Source organism: Stenotrophomonas sp. YJH_SMC_6 (assembly GCF_059371335.1).
On record NZ_JCAFUM010000001.1, the window covers coordinates 371027 to 383453 of the forward strand.

General features: G+C 66.8%; 10 protein-coding genes. 5 read left to right on the plus strand and 5 right to left on the minus strand.

Annotation, left to right across the window (positions count from 1 at the left end; genetic code table 11):
- Positions 1-31: 31 nt before the first annotated feature.
- The gene (locus AC5P9N_RS01760) at positions 32-481 is read right to left on the minus strand and encodes a winged helix-turn-helix transcriptional regulator (protein WP_062606841.1); all 450 of its coding nucleotides are present in this window, start codon (positions 479-481) and stop codon (positions 32-34) included.
- 75 nt (positions 482-556) lie between these two features.
- Between AC5P9N_RS01760 and AC5P9N_RS01765 the strand changes: the two genes are divergently transcribed.
- The gene (locus tag AC5P9N_RS01765; RefSeq protein ID WP_099484378.1) at positions 557-1777 is read left to right on the plus strand and encodes an MFS transporter; all 1221 of its coding nucleotides are present in this window, start codon (positions 557-559) and stop codon (positions 1775-1777) included.
- A gap of 95 nt (positions 1778-1872) precedes the next feature.
- Here the strand turns inward: AC5P9N_RS01765 and AC5P9N_RS01770 are convergent, their stop codons facing one another.
- The gene (locus AC5P9N_RS01770) at positions 1873-3288 is read right to left on the minus strand and encodes a GGDEF domain-containing protein (protein WP_099484381.1); all 1416 of its coding nucleotides are present in this window, start codon (positions 3286-3288) and stop codon (positions 1873-1875) included.
- A 287-nt stretch (positions 3289-3575) separates the two neighbouring features.
- Here AC5P9N_RS01770 and AC5P9N_RS01775 point away from each other — a divergent pair, with 287 nt between their 5' ends.
- Positions 3576-5825: a TonB-dependent siderophore receptor gene (locus tag AC5P9N_RS01775; protein ID WP_043035536.1), complete on the plus strand. Its 2250-nt coding sequence runs from the start codon at positions 3576-3578 to the stop codon at positions 5823-5825.
- Positions 5826-5870: 45 nt separating this feature from the next.
- Here AC5P9N_RS01775 and AC5P9N_RS01780 read toward each other — a convergent pair whose 3' ends face one another.
- Positions 5871-6797 (minus strand): hypothetical protein, encoded by a 927-nt coding sequence (locus AC5P9N_RS01780; protein ID WP_005408676.1) that lies wholly within the window; start codon positions 6795-6797, stop codon positions 5871-5873.
- Between the two features lie 221 nt (positions 6798-7018).
- Between AC5P9N_RS01780 and AC5P9N_RS01785 the strand changes: the two genes are divergently transcribed.
- Positions 7019-7999 (plus strand): cation diffusion facilitator family transporter, encoded by a 981-nt coding sequence (locus tag AC5P9N_RS01785; RefSeq protein WP_005412668.1) that lies wholly within the window; start codon positions 7019-7021, stop codon positions 7997-7999.
- Positions 8000-8235: 236 nt separating this feature from the next.
- Here AC5P9N_RS01785 and nfi read toward each other — a convergent pair whose 3' ends face one another.
- Entirely contained in the window at positions 8236-8910 is a 675-nt protein-coding gene (gene nfi, locus AC5P9N_RS01790; RefSeq protein WP_099484379.1) for a deoxyribonuclease V, read from the minus strand.
- Positions 8911-9004: 94 nt separating this feature from the next.
- Between nfi and gpmA the strand changes: the two genes are divergently transcribed.
- A complete protein-coding gene (gene gpmA / locus AC5P9N_RS01795) occupies positions 9005-9754 on the plus strand; it encodes a 2,3-diphosphoglycerate-dependent phosphoglycerate mutase (protein ID WP_005408679.1) in 750 nt (249 codons plus the stop codon).
- A 161-nt stretch (positions 9755-9915) separates the two neighbouring features.
- Positions 9916-12009, plus strand: coding sequence for a M13 family metallopeptidase (locus tag AC5P9N_RS01800; protein WP_099484380.1), 2094 nt, complete (start codon positions 9916-9918; stop codon positions 12007-12009).
- A 290-nt stretch (positions 12010-12299) separates the two neighbouring features.
- Here AC5P9N_RS01800 and AC5P9N_RS01805 read toward each other — a convergent pair.
- Positions 12300-12427 (minus strand): integrase core domain-containing protein (locus AC5P9N_RS01805; protein ID WP_146256670.1); only part of this gene is annotated, 128 nt, incomplete at its 5' end.

The window sequence follows — 12427 nt, forward strand, 5'->3', positions numbered from 1 at the left end:
GGGCGTCCGTCGGTGTGCGCGAATGGGCGGATCAGGTGTCGCGCCCGTCGCCCTTGAGCTTGCGCACGCGGGTGGCAGTGGGCTGAAGCGGCTGGCCATCGCGCCCGCGCGGCTGCATGTAGGGCAGCGGCCGCCGCGTCGCCAATTCGATCAGCTGCGAATGGGCTTCGCCTGCACCGAAGCGATGGCGCTCCCCCCACTGGCGCAGTGCGACCAGCAGCGGGAACAGTTCCAGGCCTGCGGCGGTGAGCACGTACTCCTGGTAGGCCGATCCATCGGAGGCTGGCTGCAGCTGCAGGATGCCGGCCTCGACCAGCCGGCGCAGGCGGTCGCTGAGGATGTTGCGCGCCGCGCCGAGGCTGCGCTGGAAATCACCGAAGCGGGTGATGCCGTCGAAGGCGTCGCGGATCACCAGCAATGCCCAGCGGTCACCGAGCAGGTCGGCACTGCGGGCTACAGGGCAGGGGCTGTCGGCGTGCATGCTGGGTATCTCCGAATGTGGTTGCAGTTTAAAACCAATGGCGATAGCCTGCATCTGGTTTCAAATTGCAACCATATGGTGAGTGCCACATCGCTTCCCCGCCCGCTGCTGGTCCTGCTTGCGGCTGCCGCCGGCGCCAGCGTCGCCAACGTCTACTACGCGCAGCCGCTGCTGGATCAGCTTGCACGCGCCTTTGCGCTGGACCGGGCGGTGGCCGGCGCAGTGCTGGCTGCCACCCAGGCCGGCAGCGTGCTGGCATTGCTTGGCCTGCTGCCGCTGGCAGACCGCGGCGACCGGCGACGCCTGCTGCGGCTGCAGTTGATCGCGCTGGTGCTGGCCCTGTTGTGGCTGGCGGCGTCACGCACGGCGAGCTGGCTGTTGTCGGGCATGCTGCTGGCAGGCTTGCTGGGCACCGCGCTGACCCAGGGCCTGATTGCCTATACCGCCATGCTGGCACCGCCCGAGCAGCGCGGTCGCGTGGTCGGTGTGGTGCAGGGCGGCGTGTTCATCGGCCTGCTGCTGGCGCGCGTGGTGTCCGGTACGGTGGCGGCGGCCTTTGGCTGGCAGAGGGTCTACCTGCTGTCAGCGGTGGTGATGGCAGCGTTGGCGGCGCTGCTGTGGCGGCGCCTGCCCGCAGTACCGGTGCCGTCGGTCCCTCCACGCTGGCGCGAGCTGCTGGGCTCGATGCAGGGCATGCTGCGCCGCGATCGAACGCTGCGCGAGCGCGGGCCGCTGGCATTGCTGCTGTTTGCCGGCCTCAATGTGTTCTGGGCGGCGGCACCCTTGCCGCTGTCGGCACCGCCGCTGCACTGGTCAACCGCAGCCATCGGCGCGCTCGGCCTGGCCGGCGTGGTCGGTGCGCTGATGGCGGCGCGGGTCGGACACTGGATGGACCGTGGTTTCGCGCATCGGGTCAGCCTCGGCGCGCTGTTGTTGATGCTGGTCGCGTGGTGGCCGCTGCTGGGCCTGCCGCATTCGCTGTCCTTGCTGTTGCTGGGTGTGGTCGTGCTCGACCTGGGCGGCCAGGCACTGCATGTCTCGAACCAGGCATCGTTGCTGCGTGCACCGGCAGAACAGCATGGGCGCCTGATGGCGTTGTACATGCTGTTCTATGCGGTGGGCAGTGGTGCAGGCGCGGCGGCGGGGCCCTGGATGCAGGTGCGGCATGGCTGGCCCGCTGTGTGCCTGCTGGGGGCAGGCATCGCGTTGCTGGCGCTGCTGTGGTGGGCAGCATGGCGGGTGGGGGCGGTGAAAGCAGCGGCTGGGCGCCGTATCGGTCGAGCCGGCTGTCGGTAGAGTCGACTGTCAGTCGACCGCTCTTCGCCCCGCGTGCGAAAAATCCCGCGCTGCGCGCGATAGTCGACCAGCGGTCGACTCTACCTGTCCTGCCGTCATCGCTGCAGTGCACGCCGCCCCGGGGCTTCCTGCAGGTCAGCGCTGGCGACCACCACGCGGTTGCGGCCGCTGCGCTTGGCCTCGTACATCGCGGCGTCGGCACGTGCCATCAGCCGCTCGTAATCCGGATGACCATCGTGACCGGCCACGCCGATGCTGGCGGTCAGCTCCAGCACCTGGCCGTTGGCCAATGCCACGGGTGATTGCGCGATCTGCCGGCGCAGGCTCTCGGCGATCACCGCGGCCTGTGATTCGCTGGCCGCGACCAGCACCACCACGAACTCCTCGCCGCCATAGCGGAACAGGTAATCACTGCTGCGGGTCAGCTGGCCGAGCAGGCCGGCGACGTGCTGCAACGCGCGGTCGCCGGCATCGTGGCCGTGGCCGTCGTTGATTGCCTTGAAATGATCCAGGTCGAGCAGCAGCAGCGAGAACGGCGTGCGGTTGCGTGTGGCCAGCTCGATTTCCCGGCGCAGCACGGTGGGCAGGAAGCGGCGGTTGAGCAGGTTGGTCAGCGCGTCGCTGCCGGCATCCAGTTCGCCGATGCGCTCGAACAGCAGCGTCATCAGGGTGCGGATGGCGGCCAGGTCCTCGCGGATGGCCGGCAGCACCGCCAGTCGCTGCACCGGAGCATCGCCACTCGCGCGCTGCAGGTGGCCGTCAATGCGGGCCATCAACTGGCCCACCTGCTGCGTTTCGCTGCTTTCGCCGAAGCTGGGGATGCCCTTGTGGGTGAACCACAGGCCGAACTCCGAGGTGGCCAGGCTGGCGTTGTCGCTGGCCTGCACGTGGCCGGCGAGTGCGTAGAGCAGGGCGTTCTCCCAGTCCAGCAGCAATGCGCGCTGGCGCTCGCGTTCGGTACCGACGTTCTGTACCAGCGAGAACAGCCGGTAGGCGGCGTCGGCACGGGTGGAGCGCTCGCGCGCATGGGTGTAGGCCAGGGTCATGCCTTCCATGGCGATGTCCATGATCGCGCTGAGGCAGGCGATGGCGGCGAACGCGGTCGCGCTGTCGGGCGCGTCGTCGCGCAGGCGCACGAACAGCTCGTGCTTGAGCACGCGCGCACCGCGGGTGACCAGGTCGACCGGGATGCCGACCCGTGCGTGTACGTCGCCGATCACCCGCTGCGAGGCGACCGTGGTGGCGATGCCAGCGGCGTCGGTGGTCAGCAGCTGTACCAGCCAGCGCTGCATGGCCGGCTGCAGGCGCTGCTTGACCTGGTCGTGGGACAGGAAGCGGCGTGCGCGCCCGTCCTGCAGCAGCACTTCGTAAAAGCGCTGGGCCAGCGCGGGTGGGGCATCGGTGGCAGCGGCCTTGAGCAGCGCGGTGGCGGCAGGGCCGGCCTGTAGCAGGCATTGCTGCCAGGCCTCGGCCAGCGGCTGGCTGGCATCGTCCAGTTGGGGTGGTTCCACGTCGATCTCTGACTGCGTACGGCAAACCACGGGTATCGGCCGCGGCGGCATACGGTTGATGGCGGGGTAGCCGGCCAGTTTACGCGCGGTGCAGGCTTGCACGGTGCGCAAAGCACATCGACGCCGCTGCGGCAATGAGTGAACGCATTTGAGAATCACTCGCATTGATGGGAGAATGCGCGCACGGAGCGGGCTGCAGGTGCCTGCAGGACGGCTCCGCCTCCCCCCTCGTCGTTGCCTCAAGCCCTTTGCCAGAGGCCCCGCAGCCCTGCCAGAAGGTCCTGATCATGTCTCCTGCCGTTGTCCATTCACCGCGCCCGCTGGCGCTTGCCGTCGCCGCCCTGCTGGCGGGCAGCGCCCTGACCGCCCAGGCCGAAACCGACGCCACCGATATCGACACGGTGCACGTCACCGCCTCGCAGATCGCGCGCCAGGCACTGGGTACCTCGACCATCACCGCCGAGGATATCGCCCGGCGGCCGCCAGCCAACGACATCGCCGAGCTGTTGCGGACCATGCCGGGCGTCAACCTGACCGGCAACAGCGCCTCGGGCCAGTACGGCAACAACCGCCAGATCGACCTGCGTGGCATGGGCCCGGAAAACACCCTGATCCTGGTCGATGGCAAGCGCATCGGCGCACGCGATGCCGTGCGCATGGGGCGCAGCGGCGAGCGCAATACCCGCGGTGACACCAACTGGGTGCCGGCGGAAATGATCGAGCGCATCGAAGTGCTGCGCGGCCCGGCGGCGGCACGCTATGGCTCCGGTGCCTCCGGCGGCGTGGTCAACATCATCACCAAGCGCCCGACCGGCGACCTGACCGGTGCGGTGGACCTGTATGGGCTGGTGCCCGAACACAGCGCCGAAGGTGGCAGCGAACGCGTCGGCCTGCAGCTGAGTGGGCCGATGACCGACACCCTGTCGTTCCGCCTGTACGGCAATCTCAACAAGACCGACGCGGACTCGCTGGAGCTCAACCGCCAGTACGCTACCAACCCCAACGCGGTGCCGCCGGCCGGCCGCGAGGGCGTCAAGAACCGCGATGTCAACGCGCTGCTGCGCTGGGACGTGACCGCCAACCAGGTGGTGGAGTTCGAAGCCGGCACCAGCCGCCAGGGCAACATCTACGCTGGTGATCGCGCGGTCAGCACCACCGGTACCTCGACCGGCGTTGACCTGGCGGCACTGGCCGAGGGCGAAGCGGAGACCAACCGCATGTACCGCAACACCGGCGCGATCACCCATCGTGGCCGCTGGGGCGACGTGACCTCGCGGGTGACGGCCGCAGTGGAGGCGGTGAACAACTCACGCATCAACGAAGGCCTGGCCGGTGGCCCGGAAGGCAGCTTCAACGGCACCGACTGGTCGACTTCGCGACTGCGCAACTACCAGCTGGACGGCGAAGTGAGCTTCCCGACCACGCTCGGTGGTGCCGAGAACATCTGGACGCTGGGCTTTGAATACCTGGACAGCCGCCTGACCGACCCGTACTCGATGAGCCAGTCCAGCAGCAGCGGCGGCGGCATCCCGGGGCTGTCGGCCGATCGTGCGCGGGGCAAGGCCGATGCGCAGACCACCGCCGTGTTCGTCGAAGACAACATCTACCTGGGTGAGCGCTGGATCGTTACCCCGGGCCTGCGCTTCGACCACCACAGCCAGTTCGGCAACAACACCAGCCCCAGCCTCAACGCGCAGTTCCGCATCAACGGCGACTGGGTGGTGAAGGGCGGCATCGCCCGGGCGTTCAAGGCGCCGAACCTGTACCAGTCGAATCCGGACTATCTGTATTACACCCGTGGCAATGGCTGCCCGAATGCACTGCCGAGCCTGGGCGCCGGCTGCTACATGCGCGGCAATGCGGACCTGAAGGCGGAAACCAGCCTGAACAAGGAACTCGGCATCGAGTGGGCACCGCAGAGCGGCTGGCAGGCCTCGTTGACTTACTTCCATAACGACTACAAGGACAAGATCCAGGCCGGCTACACCCAGATCGGCCTGACTGCCGACACCAGGGGCCGCATCTTCCGCTGGGAGAACGCGCCGAAGGCGATCGTGCAGGGGCTGGAAGGCAACCTGGTGATCCCGCTGCTGGGCGAGCAGGGCAACCGCCTGAAGTGGAGCAACAACTTCACCTACATGGTGGAAAACGAGAACAAGCGCACCGGCCAGCCGCTGTCGGTGATTCCGAAGTACACCGTCAACACGATGCTGGACTGGCAGGCCACCGACAAGCTGTCGCTGCTGCTGACCGGCACGTTCTACGGCAAGCAGAAGCCGGCCACCACCAACATCAACAATGATCCGCGCTGCACCGGCAGCTGCGACCCATCGATCGCACTGCAGGATCGCGGTGCGTACAACATCTGGGGCGTGAGCGCGCGCTACAAGGTGACCGAGACGGTCAGCTTCGGCTTCGGCGTGAACAACCTGGCCGACAAGCGCCTGTTCCGCGAGGCCAACAGCAGCGATGCCGGCGCGGCGACCTACAACGAGCCGGGCCGCGCGTACTGGGCCAGCTTGCGCTTCGGGTTCTGACCCGATGAAGCCTGCGCCGGGGCGTTCCCCGGCGCAGCCTGAAGGCTACTTCACCTGCCGGCAATCGCGCAGGTGGACGCCACCGGTGTCCATCTTGTCGACCACGCCTTCCAGTTTCACCCAGTCGTTCTCGCGCAGGGTGGCGCCCAGCGCCATCTGATCCGGCGCCAGCGCACAGTGCACGGTGAAGTTGGCATTGTTGTCGTCGTTCGACTGGCGTCCGCCGATGCCACCGATGCCCTTCATCTTGGTGACCAGATAGCCCACCTCGAAGGTCTTGGCAAAGCGGTTGGGCTGGGCGGTGTAGACCTGGCCATCGATGATGAAACGACGGCCGAAATACTTGACGAGCAACGGCTGGTACATCGCATCGGTATCCGGCGGGGTGCTGGTGCCGGAGAACAGCGCCCTGAGCGGTGCGGTGTTGATTTCCCGCTGCAGCCGCTTGGCGTCCTTGCCCATTTCGGTGGACATGCCGACCGCAGTGGCCTGGATCGGCTTGTCGAAACCGCTGGAGACACGCACGGCTTCCGCGATCGCCTCGCCTTCGGGGCCGGTCTTGAGCTTGTCCAGCCAGCCACACAGCGCGCTGCGTGCGTCCTCTTCCTTGGCGGTCTGCCCGCGTGACAGCTTGGTGCCGACCACCACGTTGCCGCCATTGGAGGCGGTGATGATGCTGACCAGCGGCATCTTGGTGTCGGTCTGCAGCACGTACATCTGGCCTTCGGTCTCGGTGATGACATCTCCGCTGACGAAGTTGTTGCCCTCATCAAGCGCTGCCTTGCGCAGCTGGCCCAGGGCGCTGCGGGGCTTCAGGCCGGGGAGGGTGACTTCGGAGGTGAAGAACTGGCCATTGCGGGGATCGCCTACCGCCTGGAAGTTCTGCTGGCAGGTCTTGGCCGAGGCGCTTGCGGCCGTGCCCAGCGCGCAGGCCACGGCGACGGCGACCCAGGGGGTCTTGGTAGTCCACATGTTCCGGATTCCTTGTGCTTGGGTGTCCATTGCGGGCAGCAACGCCGAAGCGATCCGGCTGCCCGTTCCCCATCCAGAGGGGATGCGGTCATCATAGTGTGGCCCGGCACGGGCGCAAGCTGCGGCGAGCCGCGACGTACAGTCTGCAATGTTATAAACACCGTGATAGTTTCCCCACGGCCGCCGGCGTAGCCTGCCTCCATCGCAAAGGAGCTGTTGCCATGGGCCACGACCACGATCACCTGCCATCCGAGATCCGCCACGAGAAACCCTTGTGGTGGGCGCTCGGCCTGACCTCCACCTTCCTCTTCGTCGAAGTGGTGGGCGCGTTCTGGACCAACAGCCTGGCGCTGTTGTCCGACGCGGCACACATGGCCACCGACGCGCTGGCCCTGATGATCGCGCTGGTCGCGGTGCGGCTGAGCCGGCGCCCGCCGGATGCGCGTCGCACCTACGGCTATGCGCGCCTGGAAGCGCTGGGCGCAATGATCAACGGCGCGATGCTGTTCGTGGTTGCCGGCTACATCCTGTGGGAAGCCGTCGGGCGCTTCAGCAAGCCGCAGGAGATCGCCTCCACCGGCATGCTGGTGATCGCCTCGGCCGGCCTGGTCATCAACCTGATCTCGATGCGCCTGCTGCAGGCCGGCAGCGGCGAGAGTCTCAACGTGAAGGGCGCCTACCTGGAAGTGTGGGCGGACATGCTCGGCTCGGTGGCGGTGATTGCGGGTGCGGTGCTGATCCAGTTCACCGGCTGGAAGCCGATCGATCCGATCCTGGCGGTGCTGATCGGCCTGTGGGTGTTGCCGCGCACCTGGGTGCTGATGCGCGAGGCGATCAACGTGCTGCTGGAAGGCGTGCCCAAGGGCATGGACGTGGCCAAGGTGCGCGACAGCCTGTCCAGCCACGCCGCGGTAATGGACGTGCATGACCTGCACGTGTGGGCGCTGGCCTCCAGCACGCCGGCGCTGACCGCGCATGTCGTTACGCGCGACGGCACCGATGCCGATGCGCTGCGCCGTGAGCTGAGCGGGCGCCTGCACGATGACTTCGGCATCGAGCACGTGACACTGCAGCTTGAAGCGGACCACTGCGGCGAAGCCTGTGGTGAGCCGGCGCCGGTGAAGGGCGGCGAGCACGAGGGCCATGAAGGTCATGACCACGGCGAAGACGCACAAGGGCATCGCGGCCACGTGCATCGTTGAATGGGATGTGCCGTCACGCGGATCGGGTGAAACCGGCCGGGCAAAACCGCATGGATGAAACCGCTTGGACGAAACCGACCGGGCGAAACCGCCTTGGTAGAGTCGGCTGTCAGTCGACTGCTCTCCGGCGAGGCTGCGACGAAGCCCGCGCTGCGCGCGTTAGTCGACTGACAGTCGACTCTACCCTGTCGTCCCGACGCGACCGTGCAGGCTGCATCCGTCGAGAACAGCGAAGGTCATTCGTCCCGTCGCGAGGCCAGCCGATCCGCCAGCCGGGTCGGCTCCGGCAGCCGGTAACCGCGCAGCGTGCGCTGCACCCAGTCCAGCGCGGTATCGGCACTGACCCGATGGCCGCCGGCCACGAACAGCGGCTTGCAGCGCACCTTGCTGCGCAGCACCCAGCCCAGTTGTTCGTCGCCATCCTGCAGCGGCGCATGTGCACCGGCCTCGGCGCCCGGTTCGACGAACCGGCCCACCAGTTTCGACTTGGCCACGCCGATGCTCGGCAGGTCGGTGACCACGCCCAGATGCGCGGCCACGCCCAGTCTGCGCGGATGGCTGATGCCGTGGCCATCGACGAACACCAGATCCGGCGCCCGCGGCAGCAGTGCCAGCGCGGTCAACAACGCTGGCAGCTCGCGGAAGCTGAGCAGGCCGGGAATGTACGGCATCACCGTGGGAATGCGCGCTATTTCCTGCGCCACGGGCTGCAATGTCTTCGCATCCAGCAGGACCGCTGCGGCGCGGGTGGTGGCACCGTTGTCCTCGAAACCCACATCCAGCCCGGCCAGCCAGCGCACGTCGTTGGGCAGGCGGTCCTGGCGCTCCACGCGGCTGGCAAGCTGGGTCTGCTGCGCGCGGGCAGCGGCGACGCTGCCTTCCCAGCGCCCGGGGTCGATCACCGTATTCATTGGCTGGAGCATCGCATGGGTGGCGCCACGGCCCGGTGAGCGGCAGCCGGGGCTACAATGGCGGCCTGCCTTTCCTCGCGTTGGAGACCCTGCAGTGACCCGTAAACTCGTACTGTTGCGCCATGGCCAGAGCCAGTGGAACCTGGACAACCGCTTCACCGGCTGGGTCGATGTCGACCTGACCGAGCAGGGGCGCCGGGAAGCGGCCGCCGCCGGTCGCCTGATGCGCGAGGAAGGCCTGCAGTTCGACGTCGCCCATACCTCCGTACTGAAGCGCGCCATCCACACCCTTCAGGGTGCGCTGGCCGAGCTGGAGCAGGACTGGCTGCCGGTGAACAAGTCCTGGCGCCTCAACGAGCGTCACTACGGCGGCCTGCAGGGCCTGGACAAGGCCGAGACCGCCGCCAAGCACGGCGAGGAGCAGGTCAAGGTGTGGCGCCGTTCGTACGACATCCCGCCGCCGCCGATGGAGCTGGAAGATCCGGGCCACCCGATCCATGACCGCCGCTACGCCGGCCTGGACCGCAACGCGCTGCCGGGCACCGAATCGCTGGCCACCACCCTGGATCGCGTGCTGCCGTACTGGCACGACGCGATCGCGCCGCAGCTGAAGGACGGCAAGACCGTGCTGGTCACCGCCCACGGCAACTCGCTGCGCGCGCTGTACAAGTACCTCAACAATGTCTCGCGCGAGGAAATCCTCGAGCTGAACATCCCGACCGGCATCCCGCTGCTGTTCGAACTGAACGACGACCTGACGGTGCAGTCGTTCCGCTACCTGGGCGACCCGGAAGCGGCGCGCAAGGCTGCTGAAGCCGTGGCCAACCAGGGCAAGGCGAAATAAGTAGATACCCACCGTTGGTGGGTATTCTTCTGCTGGGTGTGTGCGGACCGTTGGTCCGCACACACCCGCTTGCGACCACGGGCGTTCCCCCTGTGACCTTTGGCCGGTCCCTGTCGTGGGCCTCCCCGGCTACCCTGTGAAATTACCCGCAGGAGAGCCTCATGAACGTCCGCAACCTGGTCCCGCTGGGCCTGACCATCGCCATCGCTGCCTCGCTGGCGGCCTGTGGCAAGAACGAAACCGCACCGGCGGCCGGTGCCGACGCCAAGCCGGCCTTCGACCTGTCGCAGATCAAGACGCCGCTGATCTCGCTCAACAGCGCCGACCTCGATCCGGCCATCTCGGCCTGTACCGACCTCAATGGCTTCGTCAACAGCAAGTGGCTGAAGGCCAACCCGGTGCCGGGTGACCAGACCACCTGGGGCAGCTTCGAGATCCTGCGCGAGCGCTCGCTGGAAGTGCAGCGCGCGCTGGTGCAGCAGGCCGCCGCCAGCCAGGCCAAGGCCGGCTCGGTGGAAGCCAAGATCGGTGACATCTGGAAGACCGGCAATGACGAAGCCAAGATCGAATCCGCCGGCCTCGCGCCGCTGCAGCCGCAGCTGGACAAGATCACCGCGCTGAACGATACCGCCGCCATCACCCAGTACCTGCGCGACAGCCAGGCCGAGGGCAAGGGCGTGCTGTTCTCGCTGTTTGCCAATGCTGATTACAAGGATTCGGCCAACGTCATCGCCTACGTCGGCCAGGGCGGCCTGGGCCTGCCGGAGAAGGGCTACTACTTCGACGATGCGCAGGCCAAGATCCGCGACGCCTACGTGGCCTACATCGCGCAGGTGCTGACTCTGTCCGGCGTGGACGCCGCGCAGGCCGCCGAGCAGGCCAAGGCCGTGATGGCCTTTGAAACCCGCCTGGCCAAGGCCTCGATGTCGCGCATCGAAATGCGTGACCCGGCCAAGCGCTACAACCCGCTCAGCGCCGCAGACGCCGACAAGCTGACCCCGAACTTCAGCTGGACCGCGCTGTTCGACACCCTGAAAGTGCCGGCCGCACAGAAGTTCTCGCTGGCCCAGCCGGGCTTCTTCGGTGAAATGGACAAGATGCTGGCCGATGTGCCGGCCAGCACCTGGCAGGCCTACCTGCGCTTCCACACCATCGACGACGCCTCGCCGTACCTGAGCAGCCAGTTCGAGAAGGCCAACTTCGAGTTCTATGGCAAGACCCTGCGCGGCCAGCAGGAAATGCAGCCGCGCTGGAAGCGCGTGCTGGAGTCGGTCAACAGTGGCATGGGCGAAGCCCTTGGCCAACTGTACGTCGACGCCGTGTTCCCGGCCGAGTCGAAGGTGGCCATGCAGCACCTGGTGGAGAACCTGTCGCAGGCATTGAAGGCGCGTCTGGAGCAGCTGCCGTGGATGGGCGAGGAAACGAAGAAGAAGGCACTGGAAAAGTGGGCCAGCTTCACCCCGAAGATCGGCTACCCGGACAAGTGGCGTGACTGGGCGGGGCTGCAGACCAACGGCGACAGCTACCTCGGCAACATGCAGGCAGCGCGTGCGTTCAACTACCGCTACATGTTGGACAAGATCGGCAAGCCGGTGGACAAGACCGAGTGGGGCATGACCCCGCAGACGGTCAACGCCTACTACAACGCCACCAAGAACGAGATCGTGTTCCCGGCGGCGATCCTGCAGGCGCCGTTCTTCGACGCCAAGGCCGATCCGGCGCTGAACTACGGCGGCATCGGTGCGGTCATCGGCCACGAGATGATGCACGGCTACGATGACTCTGGCAGCCAGTTCGCCGCCAACGGCAATTTCGACAACTGGTGGACCGACGCCGACCGCAAGGCCTTCACCGAGCGTACCGACCAGCTGGTTGCACAGTTCGATGGCTACGAGTCGGTGCCGGGCGTGTTCGTGAAGGGCAAGCTGACCCTGGGCGAGAACATCGGCGACCTGGGTGGCCTGACCGTGGCCTACGACGCACTGCAGATGGCGCTGAAGGAAGACCCGAAGGCGAATGTGGAAGTGGATGGCCACAGCCAGGACCAGCGCTTCTTCATGAACTGGGCCACCGTGTGGCGCCGCAACTTCACCGACGGTGAGCTGCGCGTACGCCTGAACACCGACCCGCATGCGCCGGCCAACTTCCGAGCCAACGGTGCACCGTCGAACATGCCGTCCTTCGCTGCGGCGTTCCAGTGCAAGGCAGGCGACGCGATGGTGCGTGCCGACGACAAGCGCGTGGTGATCTGGTAACCGATCACCCGTGATGCGTGATGCGAAAGGCCCGGCGAACGCCGGGCCTTTTGTTTGCCGGCACGATGACACCGGATCGGTAGAGTCGACTGTTAGTCGACTATCGCGCGCAGCGCGGGATTTCTCGATCTGGACGAAGAGCAGTCGACTAACAGTCGACTCTACCGCCGGGTCGTTTCACGTGCCGGGAGTCGACCAACCGGTTCGACGGAATCCGCTTGGTAGAGTCGACCGTTGGTCGACTATCGCGCGCAGCGCGGGATTTCTCGATCTGGACGAAGAGCAGTCGACTAACTGTGTAAACCCACCACGTTGTTCAGCAGGACTCTGGAAATAGGTGGCTGGCCACCGATCCCCATGTGAGGGCGGTGCCAGTTGTAGTGGTGCAGCCATTGGGTCAGCACGGAATTGCGCTGGT

Coding starts and splice junctions, on each gene's coding strand:
- AC5P9N_RS01760 (WP_062606841.1), bottom strand. CDS start 481: ATGCACGCCGACAGCCCCTGCCCTGTAGCCCGCAGTGCCGACCTGCTC.
- AC5P9N_RS01765 (WP_099484378.1), top strand. CDS start 557: ATGGTGAGTGCCACATCGCTTCCCCGCCCGCTGCTGGTCCTGCTTGCG.
- AC5P9N_RS01775 (WP_043035536.1), top strand. CDS start 3,576: ATGTCTCCTGCCGTTGTCCATTCACCGCGCCCGCTGGCGCTTGCCGTC.
- AC5P9N_RS01780 (WP_005408676.1), bottom strand. CDS start 6,797: ATGTGGACTACCAAGACCCCCTGGGTCGCCGTCGCCGTGGCCTGCGCG.
- AC5P9N_RS01785 (WP_005412668.1), top strand. CDS start 7,019: ATGGGCCACGACCACGATCACCTGCCATCCGAGATCCGCCACGAGAAA.
- nfi (WP_099484379.1), bottom strand. CDS start 8,910: ATGAATACGGTGATCGACCCCGGGCGCTGGGAAGGCAGCGTCGCCGCT.
- AC5P9N_RS01800 (WP_099484380.1), top strand. CDS start 9,916: ATGAACGTCCGCAACCTGGTCCCGCTGGGCCTGACCATCGCCATCGCT.